General features: G+C 25.4%; 28 protein-coding genes. 13 read left to right on the forward strand and 15 right to left on the reverse strand.

All coding sequences use genetic code 4. The annotated features are described in order from the left end of the window. Positions 1-197 precede the first annotated feature (197 nt). Complete coding sequence (ileS, locus tag ACR34G_RS04110; RefSeq protein ID WP_436358710.1) at positions 198-2,870, forward strand: isoleucine--tRNA ligase; 2,673 nt, start codon at positions 198-200, stop codon at positions 2,868-2,870. Further along, on the forward strand, positions 2,857-3,525 hold the full coding sequence (locus ACR34G_RS04115; RefSeq protein ID WP_436358711.1) for a signal peptidase II: 669 nt from the start codon (positions 2,857-2,859) through the stop codon (positions 3,523-3,525). Before ileS ends, ACR34G_RS04115 begins: the two co-directional genes overlap by 14 nt. Here the strand turns inward: ACR34G_RS04115 and ACR34G_RS04120 are convergent. Genes ACR34G_RS04120 through ACR34G_RS04160 form a run of 9 tightly spaced genes read right to left on the reverse strand, consistent with a single transcriptional unit; the run spans position 3,522 to position 10,727 of the window. Beyond that, on the reverse strand, positions 3,522-4,007 hold the full coding sequence (locus ACR34G_RS04120) for an MPN499 family protein (RefSeq protein ID WP_436358712.1): 486 nt from the start codon (positions 4,005-4,007) through the stop codon (positions 3,522-3,524). The two genes, ACR34G_RS04115 and ACR34G_RS04120, sit on opposite strands and share 4 nt — an antisense overlap. A 7-nt stretch (positions 4,008-4,014) precedes the next feature. Next, on the reverse strand, positions 4,015-4,881 hold the full coding sequence (locus ACR34G_RS04125) for an HAD family hydrolase (protein ID WP_436358713.1): 867 nt from the start codon (positions 4,879-4,881) through the stop codon (positions 4,015-4,017). After that, the gene (locus tag ACR34G_RS04130; RefSeq protein ID WP_436358714.1) at positions 4,865-5,578 is read right to left on the reverse strand and encodes an L-ribulose-5-phosphate 4-epimerase; all 714 of its coding nucleotides are present in this window, start codon (positions 5,576-5,578) and stop codon (positions 4,865-4,867) included. The genes ACR34G_RS04125 and ACR34G_RS04130 overlap by 17 nt, the downstream gene beginning before the upstream one ends. Next, positions 5,571-6,446: an L-ribulose-5-phosphate 3-epimerase gene (locus ACR34G_RS04135; RefSeq protein ID WP_436358715.1), complete on the reverse strand. Its 876-nt coding sequence runs from the start codon at positions 6,444-6,446 to the stop codon at positions 5,571-5,573. The genes ACR34G_RS04130 and ACR34G_RS04135 overlap by 8 nt, the downstream gene beginning before the upstream one ends. Then, the gene (locus ACR34G_RS04140; RefSeq protein WP_436358716.1) at positions 6,421-7,077 is read right to left on the reverse strand and encodes a 3-keto-L-gulonate-6-phosphate decarboxylase UlaD; all 657 of its coding nucleotides are present in this window, start codon (positions 7,075-7,077) and stop codon (positions 6,421-6,423) included. The genes ACR34G_RS04135 and ACR34G_RS04140 overlap by 26 nt, the downstream gene beginning before the upstream one ends. A gap of 10 nt (positions 7,078-7,087) precedes the next feature. Next, positions 7,088-7,567 carry a PTS sugar transporter subunit IIA gene (locus ACR34G_RS04145; RefSeq protein WP_436358717.1) on the reverse strand — a complete coding sequence of 160 codons (480 nt, stop codon included), beginning with the start codon at positions 7,565-7,567 and terminating at the stop codon, positions 7,088-7,090. Beyond that, complete coding sequence (locus tag ACR34G_RS04150; protein WP_436358718.1) at positions 7,567-7,863, reverse strand: PTS sugar transporter subunit IIB; 297 nt, start codon at positions 7,861-7,863, stop codon at positions 7,567-7,569. The genes ACR34G_RS04145 and ACR34G_RS04150 overlap by 1 nt, the downstream gene beginning before the upstream one ends. 51 nt (positions 7,864-7,914) lie before the next feature. Continuing rightward, positions 7,915-9,648, reverse strand: coding sequence for a PTS ascorbate transporter subunit IIC (locus ACR34G_RS04155; RefSeq protein WP_436358719.1), 1,734 nt, complete (start codon positions 9,646-9,648; stop codon positions 7,915-7,917). Between the two features lie 23 nt (positions 9,649-9,671). Next, the gene (locus ACR34G_RS04160) at positions 9,672-10,727 is read right to left on the reverse strand and encodes a phospho-furanose lactonase (RefSeq protein ID WP_436358720.1); all 1,056 of its coding nucleotides are present in this window, start codon (positions 10,725-10,727) and stop codon (positions 9,672-9,674) included. Positions 10,728-10,922: 195 nt separating this feature from the next. On the opposite strand from ACR34G_RS04160, the gene ACR34G_RS04165 reads away from it, so the two are divergent. The 7 genes from ACR34G_RS04165 (at position 10,923) to ACR34G_RS04195 (ending at position 16,374) form a co-directional block, all read left to right on the forward strand. Continuing rightward, positions 10,923-11,255 carry a hypothetical protein gene (locus ACR34G_RS04165; RefSeq protein WP_436358721.1) on the forward strand — a complete coding sequence of 111 codons (333 nt, stop codon included), beginning with the start codon at positions 10,923-10,925 and terminating at the stop codon, positions 11,253-11,255. Positions 11,256-11,401: 146 nt separating this feature from the next. After that, a complete protein-coding gene (locus ACR34G_RS04170) occupies positions 11,402-12,349 on the forward strand; it encodes a hypothetical protein (protein ID WP_436358722.1) in 948 nt (315 codons plus the stop codon). A 104-nt stretch (positions 12,350-12,453) separates the two neighbouring features. After that, positions 12,454-12,819, forward strand: coding sequence for a hypothetical protein (locus ACR34G_RS04175; protein WP_436358723.1), 366 nt, complete (start codon positions 12,454-12,456; stop codon positions 12,817-12,819). 151 nt (positions 12,820-12,970) lie between these two features. Continuing rightward, complete coding sequence (locus tag ACR34G_RS04180) at positions 12,971-13,855, forward strand: hypothetical protein (protein ID WP_436358724.1); 885 nt, start codon at positions 12,971-12,973, stop codon at positions 13,853-13,855. A 204-nt stretch (positions 13,856-14,059) separates the two neighbouring features. Next, positions 14,060-14,962 carry a hypothetical protein gene (locus ACR34G_RS04185; protein WP_436358725.1) on the forward strand — a complete coding sequence of 301 codons (903 nt, stop codon included), beginning with the start codon at positions 14,060-14,062 and terminating at the stop codon, positions 14,960-14,962. A gap of 122 nt (positions 14,963-15,084) precedes the next feature. After that, positions 15,085-15,486 carry a hypothetical protein gene (locus ACR34G_RS04190; protein ID WP_436358726.1) on the forward strand — a complete coding sequence of 134 codons (402 nt, stop codon included), beginning with the start codon at positions 15,085-15,087 and terminating at the stop codon, positions 15,484-15,486. 93 nt (positions 15,487-15,579) lie between these two features. Continuing rightward, complete coding sequence (locus ACR34G_RS04195; protein WP_436358727.1) at positions 15,580-16,374, forward strand: hypothetical protein; 795 nt, start codon at positions 15,580-15,582, stop codon at positions 16,372-16,374. Between the two features lie 68 nt (positions 16,375-16,442). Here the strand turns inward: ACR34G_RS04195 and ACR34G_RS04200 are convergent, their stop codons facing one another. The 3 genes from ACR34G_RS04200 to ACR34G_RS04210 all read right to left on the reverse strand — a co-directional run bounded on the left by ACR34G_RS04200 (position 16,443) and on the right by ACR34G_RS04210 (position 17,683). After that, a complete protein-coding gene (locus ACR34G_RS04200) occupies positions 16,443-16,790 on the reverse strand; it encodes a transposase (RefSeq protein WP_436358344.1) in 348 nt (115 codons plus the stop codon). A gap of 189 nt (positions 16,791-16,979) precedes the next feature. Next, positions 16,980-17,240, reverse strand: a complete 261-nt coding sequence (locus ACR34G_RS04205) for a transposase (protein ID WP_436358728.1) — start codon at positions 17,238-17,240, stop codon at positions 16,980-16,982. A gap of 146 nt (positions 17,241-17,386) precedes the next feature. Further along, positions 17,387-17,683, reverse strand: a complete 297-nt coding sequence (locus ACR34G_RS04210) for a hypothetical protein (protein ID WP_436358729.1) — start codon at positions 17,681-17,683, stop codon at positions 17,387-17,389. Positions 17,684-18,031: 348 nt separating this feature from the next. Here ACR34G_RS04210 and hrcA point away from each other — a divergent pair, with 348 nt between their 5' ends. The 4 genes from hrcA to ACR34G_RS04230 are packed head-to-tail and all read left to right on the forward strand — an operon-like array spanning position 18,032 to position 22,429. Beyond that, positions 18,032-19,024 (forward strand): heat-inducible transcriptional repressor HrcA, encoded by a 993-nt coding sequence (hrcA, locus tag ACR34G_RS04215; RefSeq protein WP_436358730.1) that lies wholly within the window; start codon positions 18,032-18,034, stop codon positions 19,022-19,024. A gap of 24 nt (positions 19,025-19,048) precedes the next feature. Continuing rightward, entirely contained in the window at positions 19,049-19,714 is a 666-nt protein-coding gene (locus ACR34G_RS04220; protein WP_436358731.1) for a nucleotide exchange factor GrpE, read from the forward strand. A 1-nt stretch (position 19,715) separates the two neighbouring features. Continuing rightward, positions 19,716-21,326, forward strand: a complete 1,611-nt coding sequence (argS, locus tag ACR34G_RS04225) for an arginine--tRNA ligase (RefSeq protein ID WP_436358732.1) — start codon at positions 19,716-19,718, stop codon at positions 21,324-21,326. Beyond that, the gene (locus ACR34G_RS04230; RefSeq protein WP_436358733.1) at positions 21,326-22,429 is read left to right on the forward strand and encodes a 3'-5' exonuclease; all 1,104 of its coding nucleotides are present in this window, start codon (positions 21,326-21,328) and stop codon (positions 22,427-22,429) included. The genes argS and ACR34G_RS04230 overlap by 1 nt, the downstream gene beginning before the upstream one ends. 99 nt (positions 22,430-22,528) lie before the next feature. Here ACR34G_RS04230 and yidC read toward each other — a convergent pair whose 3' ends face one another. Genes yidC through rpmH form a run of 3 tightly spaced genes read right to left on the reverse strand, consistent with a single transcriptional unit; the run spans position 22,529 to position 24,778 of the window. Continuing rightward, complete coding sequence (yidC, locus tag ACR34G_RS04235; RefSeq protein ID WP_436358734.1) at positions 22,529-24,307, reverse strand: membrane protein insertase YidC; 1,779 nt, start codon at positions 24,305-24,307, stop codon at positions 22,529-22,531. After that, a complete protein-coding gene (gene rnpA / locus ACR34G_RS04240) occupies positions 24,294-24,626 on the reverse strand; it encodes a ribonuclease P protein component (protein WP_436358735.1) in 333 nt (110 codons plus the stop codon). Before rnpA ends, yidC begins: the two co-directional genes overlap by 14 nt. Positions 24,627-24,628: 2 nt before the next feature. Then, positions 24,629-24,778, reverse strand: coding sequence for a 50S ribosomal protein L34 (gene rpmH, locus ACR34G_RS04245; protein WP_436358736.1), 150 nt, complete (start codon positions 24,776-24,778; stop codon positions 24,629-24,631). Positions 24,779-25,014 lie beyond the last annotated feature (236 nt).

Below are 25,014 nucleotides of genomic sequence, written 5' to 3' on the forward strand. Positions count from 1 at the left end.
GATGACGAAGACACGTTCAAAGAGTTAAAGCACTAGAGAATTGACGGTTGGTGCAAGTCAATCTGGATCCTTTGAATATCACTTCCGAGACCTAACAAGGCGTTTGGTTCACGAAACGAACAAAAAAGAGAATCTGATTCAAGGTGGTACGTTAGTCCTTGAATGCAGATTTTTATTTTATTTAAAAAGGAGTAGTTATGGAAAAACAATATAAAGATACTTTAAATATGCCTCAAACAGATTTTGAAATGAAGGCAAATTTAGTTGAAAAAGAAAAAAAATACAGACAATTCTGACTCGAAAAAGAAATTTACCAACAAGTTTTAAAGAAAAATAAAGGTAAACCACAATATGTTTTACACGATGGTCCACCTTATGCAAATGGAAACATCCATTTAGGACATGCTCTAAATAAAATTATTAAAGATATTATAGTTAGATATAAAAGTATGAGTGGTTTCTACTCACCTTTTGTAAATGGTTGAGATACTCATGGTCTACCTATTGAGTTAAAAATGCTACAGAATTTGAATAAAAATCAAAAAGATTTTTCTATTTTAGAACTTAGAAAAGAATCAAAAAAATATGCTTTAGAGCAAATAGAAAATCAAAAAAATCAAATGCAAAAATTACAAATGCTTAGTGATTTTAAAGAAATTTATATAACATTAAGACCTGAATTTGAAGCAAAACAACTTGAATTACTTAAAAAAATGGCTTTAGATGGTTTATTAAGAAAAGGATTAAAACCAGTATATTGATCACCTTCAAGCCAAACAGCTTTAGCTGAAGCTGAAGTAGAATATGCAGAACACATATCTCCTTCAATTTATGTTAGTTATCTTGTTACAAAGGGAAATTCCTTTATAAAAGAAAATGATAATCTAATTATTTGAACAACAACTCCTTGAACTTTAATTGCTAACTCAGGTGTTGCTATTGGGCAAGATTTTGATTATTCTAGAGTTCAAGTACAAGAAAAAATTTATATAGTAGCAACTGAATTGGTTGAAAAACTTGCAGCAGAGTTTAAATGAGAATCATATAAAATTCTTGAAACTACAAAAGGGAAAGAATTATATGGAGCAGAATACATAAGACCTATAAAAAGAGATTTAACTGGTAAAGTGGTTTTAGGACATCACGTAGAAATCACAGCAGGTACTGGTCTTGTTCATATGGCTCCTTTATTTGGTGAAGATGACTTCTTAATTGGTAAAAAAGAAAATCTAGATATGATAATGCACGTTGCTGATGATGGAACTCTAAATAAAGAAGCAGAACAATATGAAGGAATGTTCTATGAAGACGCTAATAAAGAAATAGGAATGTTTTTAGAATCAAAAGGTGAATTATTAAAATTACAATTTATAAAACACTCATATCCACATGATTGAAGAACTAAAAAACCTATTATATTTAGAGGAACACCACAATGATTTGTTTCAATTGATAAATTTAAAAATAAAATTTTAGAAGCTATTGATGAAGTTAAATTCTTCAATGAATGAGGTAAAAAACGTTTATCAAAAATGATTGAAAATCGTGCTGAATGAACAATTTCCAGACAAAGAACTTGAGGAGTTCCAATCACAATTTTCTATGATAAAAACAGAGATCCTGTGATTAACGAAGAAATTTTTGACTATGTAATTAATTTAGTCAAACAAAACGGAAGCGATGTTTGATATGAAAAAGAAGTTGATGATCTTTTACCTGAAAAATATAGAAATTTAGGTTGAACAAAAGAAAAAGATATTATGGATGTTTGATTTGATTCTGGTTCTACTTCTATAGGAGTAGAAATAGAAGGAACAACAAAACCTTTTGATTTATACTTTGAAGGTTCAGATCAATATCGTGGTTGATTTAACTCTTCTTTAATTAATTCAGTAGTTTATAGAGGAACTGCTCCATATAAAGAACTGCTTTCACACGGATTTATTGTTGATGAAAAAGGACAAAAAATGTCTAAATCTCTTGGTAATGGAGTTGAACCAATTGACCTAATTAACAAACACGGAGCTGATGTTTTAAGACTTTGAGTTTCCAACAGCGAATATTCTGATGATATTTCTTATTCAACTAAAATTTTTGAACAAAACATAGAAATATACAGAAAAATAAGAAATACAATTAGATTTTTACTTGGAAATATTAATGATTTTGATTATGAAAAAATTGACAATATTCAACTTAAAGGAATACATGAATTTATTGCTAATAAAATTAATAAGTTAAATAATGAAATTATTAAGCACTATAATGACTTTAGATTCTTGTTGGTTGTAAAAGAAATAAATAATTTCATTATTGATTTTTCTGGATTTTATCTTTCTATAACTAAAGATAGTTTATATGCAGATAAAAAAAATTCGCCAGAAAGATTAATGATTCAAAAAAACCTTTACAACTTAACTCAATTACTTTTAATTTCTTTAGCTCCTATTTTACCAACAACAACCGAAGAAGCTTATTCTTTCTTTAAAAAAGAAAATAAACAAATTTCAATTCACTTAGAAGACTTTTTAAAAGAGAAAAAAATTGATGAACAAATAGATCAAGAGTGAAAAGAGTTCTTTACACTTAAAGATGAAATATATAAATTAATTGAAGAACAAATTAAAAATGGAGCTATCAAAAGACAAAATGAAGCTAAAGTTTATATAAAAACAGACAGTGAATTTATTAAAAAACTTAACTTAGTTAAACTCTTAATGGTTGGTACAGTGGAATTTGCAAATGAAACTAAAGTTACTGCTTTTGATTCATTAAAATGTCAAAGATGTTGAAATCACTTTGAAATGACTCAAATTAAAGATGACATATGTTTAAGATGTTTTGAGGTTTTAAAAGATGGACAAAATTAACATTTTTTTCAAGAATTGAAAAACAAAAATTTTGAGTTTTAATAAAAAAAGATTAATAATTAATGCACTTATTACTTTTGGTGTTTTATTAGTTTTAACACTAATTGATCAATTAACTAAAAATCTTATTTTTGAACATCAATATTTTCAAGAAAGAGCTGAATGAATTGATGGAAAAACCCTTTATAATTATGGTTTTATTGGTTTTAGACCTTTATTACATAGAGGTGTAACTTCAGGATTAAATAAATATTTAGGTTTTACGTTAATCCATATTTTCAGTTTATTAATTGTTATTGTTGTTCCTTATTTTATGGTTTTTTCTAAAAAATATTACACATTAGTATTTTTAGGATTTTTATGAGCAGGAACTTTTGGAAATATGCTTGACCGTTTTATAAATCAAAATGGAGTTAAAGATATTTTATTCTTACCATGACACGATAACGGAACATTCAACTTTGCTGATACCTTTATCGTAATTGGTTCCATAGGTTCAACTATAATTTTACTTTACACAAGCTTAATTGAACCTTACTTTAACAAGAAAAAAAATATTAATAATAAAAATGATTTTACAAACAATAGTAATAGTGGAGAAAACCAAACTTTAGATTCAAACAAATCAGAAGAAAAAGAAAACCCAGAAAACTAATCTGGGTTTTTTATTATATTAAAATCTCAATTCGTCCATTCTAATATCAATATATCATTATCACTTGTTTTGTTTTTATTATAAAATTCTTGAAAATATTCATTAGATACAAAAAATATGTTACCTTTATAAATATTATTTATTGTTTTAAAATTAAATCTTATTTTTAAATTGGGTATAACTTCATAATCTATATAGTCATCTTCTTTCATTTTATTTATTTTATTAGCAGGGAGTTCAAAATCCCATTCTCTCTGCTTTATTAACTTATTAAAAAGTATAAAATTCTTATCACCATTAAAAGAAAACTTTATTTCTCTATTTAGTAATTTATTTTGTTCAATTAAATCTTCTAATGATTTTGAAAATTTAATTACAAAATTACGAGATTTAGGAGTAAATAATTTAAATATTGAAGGAACAAGTCAAAAACCTTGCTCTGTTTGATTCACTTTTATTCTTTCTAAAGATTGTTGTTTCATAATAAAATTATATTAAATTTCTAAGAAAATTATATATTCCTTCTTCATCGTTACTATTCGTGGTAAAGGTTGATTTTTCCTTTATTTCTTCTTTTGATTGCCCCATTGCTACTGAAAATTTAGCTACTTCAAACATAGAAACATCATTGTCTTGGTCTCCAAAAACCAAGGTTTTTTCTAAATCTATTTTTTCTATTTTAGAAAGGATTTCCAATGCTTTTCCTTTTGAAGAATTTTCAGGCATTATATCAATGACTTTTTCTTGAGAGTTAATTAAATAAATATTGGTTACTTTTTCTATTTCTTTTTTGAAGTTAGTTATATTGTTAGGTTCAGAATCTGATTTAATAATTAAAAATTTTATAATGCTGTGATTTTGAATATTAAAATAGTTTTCTTTTAAATTGTTGTATTGTGAAAAAACGATATCAAACCTATATTTTTCTTCTTTAGAATCAACTGTATTTTTTAATCAGTTAAATCATTCCGGGAACTCTTTTTTACTGTAAAAACCAAAAATTTTCTTTGTTGTGTAAATTAAAAAAGTTATATTATTTTTAATTAAAATACCAAAAATTTCTTTTGTTTTTTCTTTATTAATAGGATTTTCAAAAATAACTTTGTCTTTTTTAAAATCATAAATTAAAGAACCGTTACAACTAACAATGGGGAAATCAGAATTTATTTTATAGTATTCTTCTTTTGCAAAATAATATGGTCTTCCTGTTATTATTGATGCTTTTATTCCTTTATTTTGTCTTAATTTTTCAATAATTTCTATACTTTTGTTAGTTATTTTCTTTTGTGAATTTAAAAGAGTTCCATCTAAATCAAAAAATATGTTTTCGATTTTTAACTTACTTATTTTGTCCATAATATGCGTTTGGACCGTGTTTTCTTGAATGGTGCTTTAATTGTAAGGTTTTATTAGCTTCTTTTTTATGTGGATCAATAATTAAAGTATTAATTGCCATTTTAGCAATTTCTTCAAGAGTTAAAGCTAAATCTACTGCTTTTTTTGGACTATCCATTGATCAAACAAAAGGTCCGTGTTCTTTTACTAAAGTCGCTTCTGTTGAAGCAAAATCAATTTTATTTTTTCTAAAATGTTCAATAATAACTAAACCTGTATTATGTTCATATGCTCCATTAATTTCGTCATCTGACAATTCTCTAGTACAAGGAACTGCTCCAAAAAAATTATCTGCATGTGTGGTTCCAAAACAAGGAATTTCTTTTCCTGCTTGAGCAAAACCAACAGCAAATGGTGAGTGGGTATGAACAATTCCTTTTATATTTTTATCTTCTTTATATAAAAGTGTATGTGTTGGAGTATCACTAGATGGTTTTAATTTAGAATCAATAACATTATTTTCCATATCAACAATAACCATATCATCTGGTGTCATTGTTTCATAACTAACTCCAGAAGGTTTTATTACCATATATTTTCTGTCTTTTGTGATTCCAGAAACATTTCCTCAAGTATGAATTGCGAGTTTGTACTTATATAGAAGCATATTAGCATCATAAACTTCTTTTTTTAATAATTCAATTTCTTCTTTATTCACCTTTTGCTCTCTTTCATTGTTTTTTATAAAATTCTAAAGCGCCTTTTATTTTATAAATGTTTTTTTCTTTTGATTCATCTGGAAAATTTTTTGATCACATTTCAATTAAAATAGGTACATTAAGGTCATTTCTTTTTATCTCTATTAATGATTTAGCAAAATTAACAGTTCCTTTCCCTCATCCTACTTCTTTAAATTTAGTAGGTAAAGTGTCTTTAAAGTGGAAAGCTACTATTTTTTCTCTTCCTAAAAATATTTCATTTTCTATATCTTTTGTAAATTGATTTAAATTACCTAAATCAGGATAAATATAGAAATTAGGTTCATTTATTTCTTTTAAAAAAGATAAACATTTAGAAATAGTTCCTGCAAAAGGAGTATCCATTGTTTCAAAAGCAAGAGTTATGCTGTATTTTTGTGCTAATTTAGCACATTTTTTCATTCCTTCAATAAACATTTTTTTAGTTTTAGAATTTGAAGTTTCATAATATACATCATAAGCTGCAATTTGAATAATTCTAATTCCTAGTTTTTTTGCAAGTATTATTGCTTTTTCCATTATTTCAAAAGCTTTTTCTCTGGTTTCTTTATTTTGTGAACCAAAAGGGAATCTTCTGTGTGCACTTAAACACATGGAATTAAAATAAAAGTCTTTTTCAATTAATAATTTTCTTAAATCATTAATTTTTTGGTTATCCCATTCTAATCTTTCAAGTCTAAAATCAGATTCATCAACGCTAAATTCGATAAAGTCAAAACCAGCTGCTTTAGCTATATCTATTTTGTCGCTTCAATCAAATTTATTGTTAATTGCTTTTTCATATATTCCTACAAATCTTTTTTTAGTTTCAGTATTTTTTAAACTCATCTTTAAATTCCTTTGCAGCAAGTTCTGGGTTTTCTGCATCTCTAATAGATCTACCTGCTATAAAAATAAATACAGGAATATCTTTAAATAATTTAATATCTTCCACAGTAACTCCACCAGTAACTGTTACCTTAAATCCCATTGATGCTAATTTAGCAACTGTATCAATATCTTTTTGTCCTCAATTTACACCAGAAGCTTGTGCATCTCTTGAACGGTGTCAAACAATTTGTGGAACTAAAGATTTTTTTCAATTTTCAACTTGTTCTCAAGTGAAATTTGTTGTCATTTCGATTTGTAATTCTTTATTTTTCCCATATGTTTGTGAAAGTTTTACTAATTCATCCATTGTTGCATTTTCTGCAGCACAAATTGCAGTAACATAGTCTGCTCCACTTTCAAAAAACATTTTTGCAAAAACTTTCCCTGCATCTGCAATTTTTCCATCTGCAACTATTATTTTGTCAGGAAAAGCTTTTCTTAATTCACTAATTGCTTTTTTCCCTTCAGAAGCAAGTAAAATAGTTCCTACTTCTATAACATCAATATACTTTTCTGCTTTTTTTGCTGATTTAATAGCATCTTCAATTGTTAAATTATCAAGAGCTATTTGTAATAATGGTAATGCCATTTTTCTCCTTTTATTGTAAATATTTTTGAAAATCAGTTTTTGAAATAATTTCTAAAACTTCTTCTTTTGTCTGTGCGTTCATTATTGCTTTTAAATTGTTTTCATCTTCAAAAACAGCAACTATTTGTGGTAATGCTTCAGAAGTGTGTACTTCTGCACTTGTTGCTGCTAAAGCAATTAAAACTCTAACTGGTCTTGAATCGTTTTCAAAATAAACTGGTTCTTTTAAAGTAACTAATGAAAAACTGTTTTCATTAACTCCAGCATCGCTTTGTGCGTGTGGCATTGCTAAGTTATCTGCAATAATATAATAAGGACCGTGTTTTTGTGTGCTTTCAATAACAGCTTCATAGTATTTTTTCTCAACCATTTTTTTATCAATTAATGGTTTTATTGATAAATACACTGCTTCTTTTCAGTCTTTTGCACTTAAATTTAAATTAATTGTTTCGTTTTCTTTTAAAATATTTAATAGGTTTATTTTTGCCATTATTGAATCTCCAAGGCGGATTTAATAGCTTCTCTTATTTCGTTTTCATCCATTAAATTAGTTACACCTACAATTTTTGCTTTTTGATCGTGATTAAACATACTTGATAGGTGTTTTGATGAAATAATGATATCAACTGAATTAGTCATTCCTACTGATTGTCCCATAGATAAAGCATCTACGGTTGCATCGATTCCTAATTCTTTTGTAATTTTTTGTACTTTTAATTTTATAATCATACTGGTTCCCATTCCGTTACCACATGCTGCTATAATTTTTAAAGTTTTATTATTCATTTTTGCCTCTTTTCTTTTAAAAAAAGGTTAGCATAAACTAACCTTTCAGAATTAGTTTGTCACTAATGCTGGTTTTAATTTTAGAACTTTTTGTAATATTGTTGGTTTTGTTTGTGAACCGTTATCTACTATCATTCCCATAACAACCATAGCAATTATTGCTATAGAAACTAAAATTCAAGCAACAACAATATGATATGAAGAAATTCAAATTAATAACCCAAAGAATAAGTTTCAATCTGCCATTCCAATATATCCAGTTGCTACTGGAGAGATATGTGTTCCAAATCCATTTGAAATTGCTCTTGTTGCGAAGGAAATAATTATTATTTCTAAGAAACCAATTAGTCCAGGAAGGATTAAAGCCGCTTTTCAACCACCACTTGCATTTGCGTATACTCCCAATGAACCTGAGTTAAAGAATAATGTAATAAATAATGGAATTGCAACAAAAACAACTGATTGTCCTGGAATAGCTGCTAATCCAATAACAATTGCTACTCCTAAAAATTGTCCAATTACTCCGGATAAAAAACCAAATGTTACAGAGTTGATTGAGAATCCATAAACAGCTGCAACATCAACCGCAACAACTGCTCCTGGAATTATTTTTTCACTAATTCCGTGGAATGATTGTTGTAACTCTGTTATAAACATTCTAACCCCTGTAATAATTGCTAATAATGAAGCAACTATTTTTAGAGAACCACCAAAGATATTTAATACAAAGTTAGCTCCACCAAATGAACTATTTCATATTGCATAATCTTTTGTAAATTTAATTAAATCATTTTCAATAACTTTTGTATGATCTACAGCAATTAAAATAACAAATAATGTTGTAAATAATACTAAAATAATTATTGTTTGTGTAAAGATGTTATCTTCAAATATTTTTAAATATGAAGGTAATTTTTTATTTTCTGCTGAATCATTTTTGTTTCCAAAAAATCTTCCTAGTTTGTATGTAGTAGCAATTGCTCACATTTGTTGGTGTCCAACAGCAAATCCAGCATTTTGTGTTACTACATTTGTTCCTTTTACAGTTGAAGTTGAAGCAGTAGCTCAATAAACACCAAGGAAAATCCCTGACATAATTATTAATCCAACTTGTTCTCCAACTGTGATTGTTCCATCAAAAATTCTAAAGTCTCTAAATAAGATTGCATAGAAAATTGCTGTAACAACAGCTGCTTGTTGTAACATAACGTGCCCTGTAATCATTAAACTATTTGTGTTAGTTCATTTTTTAAGAGCAACCATAATAATATTTACAACAAAACCTAAAATAAATGCAAATGAGATTAAAGATGCATAGTTTGAAGTAAAGTCTTTTCCTGAGAAAAAGGCTTGCTGACTAGCAAGTGAGAAGTAAGGGTCTAAAGGAACGATTCCTACTGAATTTCCACCAATGTGACTTACTCCGTTAAATACAGGTTTTGCTAAACCAACAAGTGTTCCAGAACCTATTTGTAATAAAATAAATCCTATAACTGTTTTTAGAAAACCTATAAAGGATTCTCTAATACCCCTACCAATTACTAGATAACCAACAAAAGTTAGAGAACCTAATAATAAGGCAGGAAGTTTAAAGAAGTTATCTAAATATACTTTGTTTAATAAGAAGAAGAAAGCATCTAATCATGCTTGTCCACTTCATGCATTTGTGTGATTTGCGGCTTTTACTAATAAAGTAGTTAAAATAATTATTAAGTTAATTACTGCAAAAACAACTCAACCTACTATTAAACCTGTTTTTTTCTTTTTGTTTAATTTTTCGATCATTTTTTTACTTTCTTTTATTTTTATTATTTAACTTTTAAAGCTTTTTTAAGTTCTAATACCCGTGGATTAACTTTTGAAACATCATATGTTCTTTTTTCATCAAAAGTTAAAATTTCTCTTGGGTTATTTACAAGAATATCTTGAATTGCTTCATCACTAACACCTACTTGTTTTAATAGTGGGATGAATCTATCAAATAGATATCCTAAACCAAATGTTTGTTTACCTTTTTCAATTCCATAATGTCTTTGATATAGAATTCTTCCTGCATCAAGAGCCATAGTAATGTGTTTTTGGTATCCTTTATCAACTAAATATTTAATGTTTTCTGCAAGAGTTGCATCTGTGTAGTATTTAACTCTGTCAGGTCCATCAAAACATAAAGTAACTCCCAATTCTTTGATTATTTTTTCATAGTAATATTTATCTGGGTTTTTATTTAAGTGTGATAATTGAATTTTTCTTGGGTTAGCACCAAAATCAATTAAGTGTTGTGCTGCTTCATAAGCCATTGTTCCTAATTGTGTATGTACTAAAATAGGAGCCCCTGTTTCAATACTGCTTCTTGCTGCAATTTCTAAAGATTTTAATTCTAGTCTATCAATTGCTGCATATCCAGTACCAGCTTTAATAATTCCAGCTTTAGATTTAGATCTTTTAACTACAGGTCCACTGTAATTCATTTCATCCATACCAACTTCAATTTCAGCTTTTACCATTTCAACAATATCATCAATTGGAGCTAGTGATAATCATGAAGCTCCTTTGTCATAAAAGGCTGCTTTATGAAATCCTGTAGCCATAATAATGTTTGCCTTGCCTTTTAATTTTTCAGCAATTTCTAACATTTTATATACATCACGTCCTACATTAGGCGGATCCATTGTTACCATGGTTTTTCCACCTTTAGCAACAAATTCATCCATTTCTTTTAATGCTGCATCAACTGACATCATAACAAAATCAGGATGTTCATGTGCTTCTGGTCCATAATTTTTTATAAGGTGATCATGGCAATCTACCACTCCAAGTTCTTTTGGATCAATATCTCCAAGAACTGTTCTAGCAAATTTTTTCATTTTTCCTCCAATTCTTTGCAATCTTATTATATACTAATTTGTTCATATTTGTTCAAAAAAGTTCATAAAAGTTCAATCAGCAAGGCAAAAAGCGTAAAAACGCTTAAAATTTTCTATTTTTTGCTTCGTTTTTTTTTTTTTTTGTTTCACTGTATAATGTTTTTATTGATATATAAATCTTGAAAGGAGAAAATAATGTCATTTGAAAAAGAACAAATTAGAAAAAATAATTTAACTTGTTTCATATTATCAATAGTAAATATAGTTTTAATGTTTTTAATAACATTTTCTTTCTTATTTTTTAATTTATGAGCACTAGCTTTCAAAGGTTTGTTTTTATTGGTAACTTCTGCTATTTATATTACTTATTTGGTGTTTTTAGTTTTATTAACATTAAAACTATCAGTTATATTTAATAACCCAAGTGCAGCAAAAGCTAAAACTGCTTGAATTCTTGCTGCAGTTATTCCCTTTGTTTGAATAGCTGCATTTATTCTAACAAACAGATGAATAGCAGAAATAGATTAAAAATATGTATAAACTTGAAAATTCCTAAAAATACAGTAAATTCCTTTATATTAGGAATTTTTATTTCCCTAAAATGTTTGCTATATCAACTTTTTTTTTTTTTTTTGCAAAAAGTAATAAAATTTAAATAAAAAGAAAGGAATTAAATGAATCAAATCAAACAAATTAAGCAATTAGGAAAATACTCTTTAATTGTCGACATAATTTCTTATGTTTTTATTTTTGTTGCCATAGTTTTAAGTTATCAAATTAACTCTATTATTGGAGTTTCTAAACCAAAAAGCTTTGAAGCTGAAGTAGCAAACTATAAAACAAGAGATTTAATAGTGTTATTCACATTTATAATAGCTGGAATTATAGGATTTGTTGCTGTAATTTTTAAAATAATGGCAAGTGCACTAATATCTAACTTAAATAATACAAAATTAGCCGATGCTAAATTGTATTATGTATTATCTATTTTCTTTGGAATTATCTTTACTTTTATGGGTTATAAAAGACTTGAAGCATTCAAGTATGAAGAACCAATAGAACAGGAAGAAAGACTAAATATTAGAAATTTTTCACAAAAATATGACTCAAATTCTGCTCCTTATGCAAATAGTAATCCAAGATACGGAATAATAAGAGATCAAGAAGAAGATGTGCAAGAATATGAGAAAAATTATCAAATTCAAAATTTAAAAAAGACAAGTAGATTAACTTTAATTTTTGATATTGTTAATGCTGTTTTAATTTTTATTGCAATAATTACTATTGTTATCTCTTTAATCACTGCAGCTTCTGATGTTGCGAGTGGTTCTTATAACTATAATCCAAATTACGGTAGAAACGATAGTGATTTTGTAAGACATATAACAAAATTAGCAGGTGGAGTTATTTTTGCAATAGTTTTATTCGTTATTAGTGGAATACTTTCAATTTTAGTTTTTGTTTTAAAAATAATTACCGCTGTAAAGCTTTCTCATTTCAAAACACATAAATTAAGAACTGCACAAATATTTTTTATCTTATCTATCTTCTTTGGAATTATTTTTACAATAGTTGGTTTTGTTTATGTAAATAATTACAATGAACCAGTATTAGAAGATTAGTTTTCAAAATCGTAAATTAACTTGTTTATTTTAAATATGAACAAGTTTTTTAATTAAATGTTTTAAAATACAGGAATTTACTGTGTTTTAGAAAAAGGAGAAAAATGCATATTGAATATAAAAAAATTAAAACTCAATGTTTTTCAGTTGTTATATTGGATGTTATAAATGCTTTTCTGTTAATTGATTTAGCTGTTATTTATTGGATATTACACAACTCAAAATGAGCTGTAGAAATATTTTGACTTATTTATCTACTCTTAATAGGTCCTGCAACTACATTACCATTACTTTACTATAAAATTAAAGCAATAATATTGTTTTTTCCTTATAAAGAAAAAGAATTAATGATATCAAAATTATTTTTCTTAATATCTATCTTCTTAGGATTGATATTTTCTAGTATTGCTGTTCATTATTTTAGAAAGTCCAAAGAAATTAAATTAGAATACGGAATTGAAATTATGTAAAGAAAAATATAAAATAAATATAAAAAGAAACTCAATTTCCTGTATTTTTGTCCTATAAAACTAAAATTTATATAAAAGTTGTTTGCTATATCAACTTTTTTTTTTTTTTTTGCAAAAAGTAATAAAATTGAAGTAAAAAGAAAGGAGTTAAATGAATCAAATCAAACAAATAAAGCAATTAGGAAAGAATACTTTAATTATAGATATAATTGGTTTTTCTTTAATTTTTATAGCAATTATTCTAAATCTTTTGCTTTCTAATATTTTGGAAACAAGTTATTGACAACCATATAGAGAAATAAACTATCCGTCTTATTTAAAGACAAAGAATTTAATTATATTTACATTATTTATAATAGATACAATAATTTTTCTCATATCTATTATTTTTAAAATAATGATCATTTCAGAAATATCAAATTTAGGCAGTGAAAAATTAGCAGATGCAAAATTGTATTATGTATTATCAGTCTTCTTTGGAGTAATATTAACTTTAATAGCTTACAACAAGCTTGACAATTTTCAATACCAGGAAGAACAAAAAACAGAAGAAAAAATAAATTTGGAAACTTTTGAAGCATATGGTAAAAGTTTAGAACTTTCTAATATAAAAAGAATAAATAAATTCATTTTAAATTTTGAAATAGTTAATGCAATTTTAATCTTTATTGCAACTTTGATTGTTGTTATCTCTGTTGCTAATACTATTTTAAACGCAAGTAATGATAATCATAATTATTATAATCCATACGGATACAACTCATTTGAAACACATAAATTGGATTTAACAAAATTAGCAGGCGGAGTTATTTTTGCTATAGTATTGTTTGCTATTAGTGGAGCGTTTTCAATTATAATATTTGTTTTTAAAATAATTATTTGTGTAAAGCTTTCCCATTTCCAAGAACATAAATTAAAAACAGCACAATTATTTTATATATTATCTTTCTTCTTTGGAATTATTTTTACAATTATTGGATTTGTGCATATAAAAAATTATTATAAAGTAAATAACCAAAAAGAAACTTTAGCTTAAAAAAATTAACTTGTTTGTATTTAATATAAACAAGTTTTTTGTTTCTTTTTTTAAAAAAATAAGAAGTATTTTTTGAAAAAAAGCTCACAATTCCTGTATTTTTGCCTTAAAAACACAAAATTTTGCAAAAAGTTGTTTGCTATATCAACTTTTTTTTTTTTTTTGGAAAAAGTAATAAAATTAAAACAATAAGAAAGGAACAAAATGAGTGAAATCAAGGAAATAAAACAATTTGGAAAGACAACTTTAATTATGGATATAATTAGTTTTGTTTTAGTTTGAATAACAACAGGTATTCTCATAAATTTTCAAATAAACTACATTTTTGAAGCTCTTGTTAACAAAAATGAAGAATTATTTGAAAATAGTTTAGACATAATAAAAGTGAGTTTTTTAAGTTTATTTACACTAATAAGTTTAATTGTAGGTTTAGTTGCTTTGGTTTTCAAAATAATGATAAGTAGAAGGATACCAAGTTTATATAGTAAAAAATTAGCAGATGCTAAGTTGTATTATGTACTATCAATCTTCTTTGGAATAATATTTACTTTCATGGGTTACAAAAAACTTGAATCTTTTGAATATCCACACGAAGTAGCAAAAGAAGAAAAAATAAATATTCAAAAAATAAAGAAAGATTGTCAATGTATAAAATGTATAAAAGGTTATGAATATGGTTTTGAACTTTTTAAATTACAAAACGCAACCAGACTAACTTTAATATTTGAAATAATGTCTATTGTTGTTATTCAAATTATATCTATTACTATAGTTTTAATTATTAACAGTATTGTTTCTGATGCTAATAAAAATTCTTTATCTTATGATCCAACTTACTATTCATCTTTTGAACTGACTGCACAAAAAGCAAGAGCAGGTTTTGTTTTTGTGATAATATTATTCATTGTTTATATAGGACTTTGTATAACAACTTTTGTTTTCAAAATAATTTCTGCAACTAAACTTTCTAACTTTAAAGCAAGTCATCTAAAAACATCAAGAATATTTTTCATTATATCTATCTTTTTTGGACTCGTATTTACAGCATTAGCTTATAGATATGTGAAAAAACACAAAAAAGAATGATCAAAGACTAGTAACTATTAAATCATAAAAAACTTGTTTGTGTTTAGTATAAACAAGTTTTTTAAATCTAAATTAATATTAATTCACTAATATTTACTTTTTTATTAAATAAAAACAGTAAAATATAAATATAGGAGGAACTTATGAAAAACAATCTAGAAAAATTAAAAAATTTTAGCAAAACTGCTCTTATATTAGAAATTGTAACTTTTGCCTTATTTGTAATAAGTGTTATTATTCTTATAGCCGGTGGTGTTTTGGCTGTAAGTGCTTTTGGTTATTATTCACCATCTGAAGCGCGTCCAGACCAATCAGCAAGTATTGCTAGTTTTGGTGCTGCATTCATTTTAGCAATTTTGCTTATAGTAGTAGCATCTGGTACTGGACTTGCAGCCTTAGTTTTCAAAATTATTATTTGTGTTGAATTATCTAATTTTGAAATGAACAAAGTTCAAACAATTCTAATATTCTTTATACTATCAATATTCTTTGGACTATTGTTTACAATCTTAGGTTTTGTTTATGTCAAAAAACTTGAAGAGTAAACCATTATTATTAAAATAAAAAAAACTAGTTATTTATTTTTTATTAGAAAAGAGTAAAATTTAAATATACAAATTATAAAAGAAAGGATTTAAATGAATCGAATTCAAAAAGTAAAAAGAATAAGTAGAAATACTTTAATCATTGATGCTGTTGCTTGATTTTTCATTGCAGCGGGTATCATTCAAATATTTTCAGGTACTTCAGTATATGACTTATTTGACATTTCTACAATAGGAACTGTAAATAAAATAAATAGAATTTTTGCTTCACTTCTATTTGTAATAGCTACACTTATTGGAAATGCTGTCTTTATTTTTAAACTCATATTATGTGTAGAACTGTCTACTTTAAAATCTAAAAAATTAGAGAATGCTAAATTGTTTGCTATTTTATCTATATTTTTTGGTCTATTATTTACTTTTCTAACATTTAACAATATTGACAAACATGAAGAAGGAATAGAAGAACAAAAAGAAGAAGATATACAAGTAAATCAAGGAACTAATCAAATCATTACAAAAATCAAAAAAATGAGTAGAACTATTTTAATTTTAGATTTTATTTCTTTTGGTTTTTTAGTGTTTTCTAGTTTTAGTGTAGGAATGCTTATGATAGCTTCTTCTTTACATAACAGTATAGGAATAGTGATATCATTCATCTTGGTAGCTCTTCTCTATTTAACTTTTGTTGTTATTAGCATAACTTCATTTGTATTTAAATTAAAAATATCAATAAGATTATCTAAATTTAAATATGAGAAATTCCAAACAGCAAAACTTTACTTTATTTTATCAATATTTTTCTCATTTATTTTCACCATTTTTGGATTTAAACGTGTTAAAGAATTAAAAGTAAATGTTATTGAAGAAAACAAAGAAAATCAGTAAATTTAAACTCTAAAGTGGGACAATTTATTGGGACACATTTTACCAGTGATATCACTGGTAAAATTTTTTTACTTTGAAATTCAAGAATTTCAAATTTCATTTGGGGTTTTTCAATTTAAAATTGATTGTGGTCTTTCTTCATTATATCAATTTATATAATTATTAATCATTTCTTTTAAATTATTAAAAGTTAAATTTTTAATTTTAATGTGTGATAAACATTCGCTCTTTATATTAGAAAAGAAATATTCAATTTCTCTATTATCTAATGAATTACCAACTCTTGACATTGAAATTATTCCATTATTTTTTTCAATAATTTCTACAAATTTATTAGAAGAATAAACACTTCCATGATCAGTGTGCATAATTCATTTTTCATTAAAACTTAAATCTTTATTATGTTCTATAACCAAATTTAAATCATTATTTCTTGATAAATTTCAAGAAACAATCTTTTTAGTTTTGTGATGAATTGTTGCTGAAAAATATACATGATTAGAATCAAATACATCTTTAGGAGAGATTATATAAGAAACATCTGTTGCAAAAATATTGTTGTTTTTTCCTTGAAAATCTCTATTAATTATGTTTTCAAATTTTACTTAAGTATTTTTATCTTCTCTTCTTTTGGATTTTTTTCTAACTATGCAAAATAAATTTAATTTATTCATAATTCTACCTATTTTCCTGTAATTTATCTTTATTTTATGTTTTTTTTCGATAAAAACTTCAAGTCTTTTTCTTCCATACAAACAGTTATTTTCAGTAAAACCTTCATAAATCAATTTTTCTTCTTGATTCAATTCTTTTGCTTCAACATTTTTATTCTTGTTTCTGTAAAAAGTTGATTTAGAAATTTTCATAGTGAAGAGAAATTTTCTAAAATTTCTTGCTTCTTTTTTTTCTTTTTTTGCTCTTCTTCATGTTCTTTTACAACACGATTAAAAATCTCATCAAAAACTTCTTTAGGTAAAACATCTTGATAAATTTTTATGGATTTAATTAAAATTTATCTTGGGATACTATCCCAAATTTTTTTCTCTTCTTCTGGTGTTAAGATTTTTCTTTTTCTTCCAACGCCTTTATTTTTCTTAGGTGATTTTCCTGTTTGAGATTCTAAATTCATACCTAAATTATAAAGTTTAACTTTTTCTTTAAAAAACATTTTTTTAAAATTAGTTGGTTCTGTTTTTCTAAAATGAAAATATTCGGTTCAAAATAAATCTAAATTTCTCATTTTCTCACAATTAGCTAAATATTTTTTAATTCAATATTTTCATTCTTCTGGTTTTAATTGTTTTGACATTTTTCTCCTTAAATAAAAACATAAATTTGGTGTCCCAAATTTATGTCCCTGTTTATACGGTAAAACGTTTTTTGAATACTCCAATTAATTACATTTTACTTACTAAATTTTTACATTATTTTTTTATAAATTATCAATCAAAATGTCCCTCTTCTATAATAAAAAAATGATGTTGTAAGTAAAATGATTAAATTTATACAATTGATAATTTATGATATCATTCAATTAACATATAATTATAAAAAGTGACATTTTATATTGGTAATTGGGGTGACAAATTATTTCTGTTTTAATAAAAATCCTTAATAAAAGTTTGTAAAAAAAAGAAATTAGAATATAATTTTTATTATGGAACATAAGAGCGCCGCTAAAAAGAAATCTTACTTAAAATTTATAATTGAAAGTTACATTGAAACAGGGGAACCAATCGGTTCAGAATCACTAAAAGAAAAATATAAAATTAATGCTTCTTCTTCTTCAATAAGAAGCATAATGGCTGAACTTGAAAAAGATGGTTTTCTTGAAAAATCTCATGTTTCCAGTGGGAGAATTCCTACTTTAAAAGCATATGAATATTATGCTAAAAATTTAACTTCACAAACCGATGCAGATCTAGAGCAAAAACTAAACGATATTTTTGCTAAAAGAAGAATATCTATTGACAAAACACTTGAAGAAGCAGCAAAATTAATATCAGAATTTGTCGGTATTACCGTTATAACATCAGAACCCTTAGGATCTGAAAGATTAAGATCTATTCAATTCACTGCAATTGATAACTTTATGGGAGTTATTGTATTAGTAACTTCAACAGGAAAAGTAGAAAACAAAATAGTTTCTTTTTCAAATGAAGTAGAAAAAGAAGACATAAAAATAGCTATAAGGATTTTCAAAGAAAGATTAATTAATGTGGCGTTAAATGAAATCCAAAAAATTGTAGAAATTTTAGTTCCAATATTGGCTAAAGAAATAAAAAACTTAGATAATGTTTTAAAAACCTTTATGCAAAATATTTTTAATTTTAAAAATGAATTTGAATCAAAAATTTATAATAAAAATAATTTAATTTTATCTAGAGATATATCGAGAGAAAAATTAAGTGAAATTTTAGATTTAATAGAAAAAAAATCAATTTGAGAAACTATTGAAAATAAATTGGATGAAGAAAAAAACATAAAAATTCAAATTGAATCACAAGAAGCTGTTTTTATTTCTAAAAAACTTGAAAACGAGAATATAAATAAAGAAATTAGTGTTGTAGCTCCAACTACAAGATTAGATTATTCTAAAGTTTTAGCAGCACTTAATCTATTGGAAAAATTTCTCAAAAAAGAAATATAACTTTATATTACTTTAAGGAGAGAAATGGAAAAAGATATTAAAAAACAACAAGAAAAAGTTGAATCAAAAGACAATAATACTGAAAACGTTAAACACAAAAGAACAAAAAGAAATTTTAGATATAAAAGAAATTACAATAATAAAAAAGATGACTCTGTTTCTGTACAAGAAAAAACCAAAATTAAAACCTCTCTTTTAGAATTAGAAATTGCTAAACTCAAACTAGAATTAGATAAAAATAACGAAGAATTAAAACAAAAAGCAATTGAACTTCAACAAAAAGCAAAAGAAGAAATTCAAAAACATAAAGATGAAACATCTTCTAAATATGAACTAGAACTAACTAATATAAAAAAATATGGAATTCAAAAATTCTTTGAATCATTCTTAATTCCATTAAAAAACTTTGAATTAGCAATTAAAGCAGGAGAAAAACAAGATAACTCTGCAGTTCAAAACTATGTTAAAGGTTTTTCAATGTTATTAAAACAAATTGAATTAATTTTTGCAGATTTTGGTATTACAAAAATTGAACCTTCTGTTGGTGAAAGTTATAATCCAGAAATCCACGAAGTTTTTGAACTTGAAAGTAACCAACAACTAAAAGATAAAATTATTAGTGTTAAAAGCAATGGTTATAAACTTTATGATAGAGTAATCAAACCTGCTTCAGTAGTAGTAGGTAAATAGAATGAATACAAAAGAACAAATTATTCAATCTTTAAAAGACGTTTTAAATGATTTAAAAATTGAAAAAAATATTATATTAACTGAATCCAAGGGATTTGGTGATTATTCAACAAACTTAGCAATGACTCTTAAATCAGATCTAAATAAAAATCCTTTAGAGATTGCTGATTTAATTGTTTCCAAAATAAACAAAGAAAAATATTCTATTTCTAAAATAGAAGTAGCAAAACCTGGATTTATTAATTTTTTCGTAAAAAATAATATTTATGTAGAAGAAATAAATAATATTTTAAAATTAAATCAAAATTACGGAAAACAAAAAGAAAATCAATTTATTAACTTAGAATTTGTTTCTGTAAATCCTACTGGTTTTTTACACCTTGGGCACGCAAGGGGGGCTGCAATTGGTGCAACATTAGCTAATATTTTAGAATTTGCTGGTAACAAAGTTATAAAAGAATATTATATTAATGATGCTGGAAATCAAATTGATCTACTTGCTGAATCTGTTTTTGCAAGATACTTACAGCACTTTGGTAAAAAAGTAGAATTTAAAGAAGATTATTATAAAGGTAGTGATATAAAATGAGCTGCTCACGTAATCATAAAACACTATAAAGATAAATACGTAAATAGTTCTATTAATGATTTAGAAACTAGAGATTTTTTTAAGAGAGCATCAACTTCCATAATGCTCGGTCAAATTAAAAGGGATTTAAGTCTTTTTGGAATTAAGTTTGACAACTTTTTTAGTGAAAAAACTCTTTATAAAGATGGCAAAATCAAACTTGCTTTAGAGAAATTAAAAAACACTTATAAACATGATGGAGCGCTTTGATTAAAAACTACAAAATACGGAGATGATAAAGACAGAGTTCTTATCAAAAAAGACGGTTCTTTTACCTACTTTTTACCAGATATCGCGTATCATAATGATAAATTAACAAGAAATGATGGAGTTACCAAATTAATTAATATTTGAGGTGCTGATCATATTGGTTATATAAAAAGAATGGAAATTGCAATCGATCAATTAGGATTTGATTCTCAAAAACAGTTAAAAGTTTTAACTTGTCAAATTGTTAGATTAATGAAAAATGGACAAGAATTAAAAATGTCCAAAAGAAAAGGAATTACCTTTACAGCAAGAGAATTGATTGAATTGGTTGGTAAAGATGCAGTAAGATTCTTTATGATTGATAGAACAGAAAATTCAGGATTAGACTTTGATGTTGAACTTGCATTAGAAAGTAGTCAAAAAAACCCTGTATTTATGATTCAATATGCCTATGCTAGAGCAAATCAATTAATTAGTAAAGCAAATAATAAAGAAGTATTAGCTTCAAGCTTTAATAATGAAAATGAAATTAAATTAGTTAATACTTTAAAAGATTTTCCAGATTTAATTAAAAAAATTAGCAGTAACTACAAAATTCACTTACTGCCCGAATATTTAATTAAATTAGCTAAAGACTTTAACTCTTTTTATTCAAATTCTAAAATTTTAAATTCTGATAATGAAGAGAGTTTATTAGCACTTTCTAAAGCTGTTAAGATTGTTCTAGAAACTGGACTAAAACTTATTGGTGTTTCTACCCCAGAAAGAATGTAATGGAAACTTTAAATAAACAAATATTTGAAGAAAAACGTTTAGATATTCTTAAATCCAAAAAACTACCAAATCTATTTAAAGATAGCTATGTTATTTTTGATTTAGAAGGTTGTGATGATGTTGGCACTCTACTTGAAATTGGTGCTATCAAAGTTAAAAACAACAAAATTATTGATACATTTTCCAAAATAATTAAACAACCACCTGATTTTGTAAATAACTTTATAAGTTGATACAATAATATTTCTAACCAAGAAATAAAGGAAAAAGGTGAAGATGCAATAAAGGTTTTAAACGAATTTAAAATTTTTATTGAGAATTTAAATCTTTATGCTTTTAATGGAATGCATTATGATTTCCGTACAATAAAAAAATCTTATAAATCTCGTGAATTAGAAAAATTTCCTAACAAAATGATAGATATTGGTTTTTACTTTCAATCATTTAATAAAGTTTTCTTTAATACAGATTCTTATTCTTTAAATTTTCTGTCAAATTTATTTTCAGTAGATAATCAAGGCATTCACAGAGCACTCAAAGATTGCATAATAACTTTTGAAGTTTATAATAAAACTCTAGTGTTTGAAGAGTTGATTAATGCAAAAGAAAGACTTGAAAATGCCATTGTAAACAATAGAGAAGATAAAGAATTAAAAGAATGAAAAAGAAAATATTTTTTAAATAAATGTATATTTGACTATAAACAATGTATAATTTGTGGTAAGAAATTAATACAAAAATACATCGGTTGAGGTTGTATTGACTATGTTTGAGATTATAAATTAAAGAAAAGTGTAGGAAAATGTAATTTTTTTATAAAAAATGCAAAATGAGAAAAAATAAAAAATAAGGAGCAAGAAATGGACACAATGATCAGTTTATCAGTAGAAGTTTTATCAACAAAAAGCTATATGCAATTTGAAGATATCTTTACTTTTGTAAAAAATAAACTTCAAAAAAAATGATTTGAAAAAGGTGAATTTACACACGAAGAAAAAGAATTAGTTTTACAAAAAAAACGTGGTGAGTTATACAGATTATTAACTGTTACTAGTGATTTTGAAAGACTAAATGATGGTACTTGAAAATTAAAATGTAATTAATAAAAGCACATATCTTTTTTAAAATAAAATTCCGTTTTTGCCCTATATTGTGGCGAAAACGTTTTTTTAATTAAGAAAAAATAAGGTATTGCTACCTTATTAAATTTTCTTTGGTTTATTAATTCAAGGACGAACTTTTTCTTTGAATACTTTAGTTCTTTGGAAGTAGTGAACAAAAAGAATTTGTCCTATTTCTCACACCCCTCCAACTATTCAATAAACTTGTAAGGATGCTTGGAAAATAACTCCAAATACAACAAATAAAATCATAGTGTAATTTTGAGTTTTTTGCTGTTTTTTCAACGCTTGCGACTCTGCTGCATTGATAAGTCGTTTGTTTTGTTTTCTGTTTAAAATTCTTGGTAGAATCTGTTGGAATAATTGAATTATAACAGTAAATAAAAGGATTGGTAAGTAAATCCATTGTCCTGCAAATAATTCTTGATAAGAAGTCGATGCAAGGTTTATTCCTAATCACGTTGTTGCTTTAATACCCGGTAATCCTTGTAATATTCTTCACATCGCAACAAATATAGGCATTGTTATAAGTAACGCTTGGAATTGAGCAGCAGGACTTATATTATTCTTTTTATATAATTCTGCAATCTCTTGTCTTTGTCTTGCTTCCATTTGCTTATTACCTTTATGAGGTGCATATTTAGCATCAATTTTTGCTTTTTTAGCTTGCACTTCTTGTTGTTTAGATTGACTAAATAAAGTTTTAAATCTAAATGCAAATGAAAGTAATTTAGTAAGAATAACAGCAATTATTATAGTGATAATAGCAGGTCATCCTTGAAGTCCTTCTAATGACATAGAATCCAATAGAGCAGCCATTAATTTAGACATCGGTCATATAAATAATCCATAGAAAGGACCAAGCTGTCAAGCATCACCTCAAGTAACAATTATTTTTTGAGGTTCTGCCCCTTTATATGATAATAAATCTGATGCATTTTTTGCAGTTCCTGGTTCAAAAGCAACAATTCCATCACCAATCTTTGTATAATGTGTTGCTTTTAAAATTTCACGCAAGTTTGCTGAATAATCATTAACTAATGATATTGATTGTTCAGAAGCACCAGTACCTTTTTCTTCTATTTCTTTAATAGCGTTTTCTAATTTGTTATTATTATATTTGTCAAAATTTACAAGTTGATTATTTAAATAATGAATTACATCTCTTGCAAATTTATTATTATTTTCTATAAAATCTTCATTTGGAACAATATAATCTTTAACCGTTTCAAAATATGAATAAATAAAAGGATCTTTTTCATTTACATATTTTGCATTGTGAGTTAATTTTATATTATCCTTAAACTCTCTTAATAATTTTATTTCTTTTCAATCATTAAATTTTTGATTGTAGTTTTCAGTTGTGGAATTGAAGTATAATAATTCTCCATTATCTCCCTTTGGATATTGATAACTACTTTGCCCTTCAACTGGTTTATCACTTTGATAAACTATTAAAGTATTGTAATTACCTCATTGTCCATAACTACCTTTAGCTTGTTTTTTTAAAGCTTCAATAACATCTTTTCTTTCCTTATCTTGGTTAGAAACGTAAAAGTTGTCGTTATTTTTTTTGATATTTAAAACTTCTTTTCCTTCTTTATTGGTTTGTTTTTCAAAAACTACAGCATTTGGAGCAATTCCTTCTTTTGAATTATAGAATTCCACCCCAGACCCTGCATGTGATGAAGTTTTAATTGCGAATGATTGAATACAACCAGTTAAAGTAACTCCGAAAATAAATATATAAATTAAAACTTTAAATCATTTTCAAATTTTTCTTCAAATATTTTTCTTTTCAGAATTATTATTACCGGTGAAGAAGTCATAAGATTTTGGTTTTTGCTTATTCTTTTCCACTTCTTAACCTCTCATATATTTTTATTACTTCCTTTTCTTTTTCTAAAAAAGGTAAAGATAAAAAACTTTTTCTTAATATTAAAACATTTTGAAAAGGTAAATCAATAAAATTCACTTTATTTGAAATTATCGCTTTAATTTGACGTCTAAAAAAATTTCTTTCTACAGCAATTGCAAATTTTTTTGGAACAGAAATACCAATTTGAAAATTTTTATGTTTTTTATAATATAAAATTAAGTTTTTTGTGATAATTTGTTGTTTTAAACTTATTACTTCTTGAAATTCTCAATTTTTCTTAAGTCTATTTTCTTTTTTCATAATTATTTATTTGAATCTGAAACAGTTAATCTCATTCTTCCTTTAGCTCTTCTTGAAGCTAAAACTTTTCTTCCACCAACTGTTGACATTCTTGCTCTGAATCCATGTGTTTTAGCATGTTTTCTTTTATTTGGTTGATAAGTTCTTTTCATATGCTCTCCTTAAAGTTTTTTTAAATAAAAAGATACATTTTTTATGTATTTTAATTAAATATTAAAATTATAACAAAATAAAGATTAAAAAGGAAATAAAAAAACTTTTTTTCACAACTTTTTTTGTAAAAGAAAAAAAGAAATTTTTTTATTATTTTATATGTTAAATCATATTTTTTTTGCCTTTATTTAGGTTTTAAAAATGTGGCAATCTTGTTATTTCTAAAATTATTTAT

Origin of the sequence: Mycoplasma sp. 480 (assembly GCF_051353065.1) — a bacterium.
Lineage (GTDB): Bacteria > Bacillota_I > Bacilli_A > Mycoplasmatales > Metamycoplasmataceae > Mesomycoplasma_A.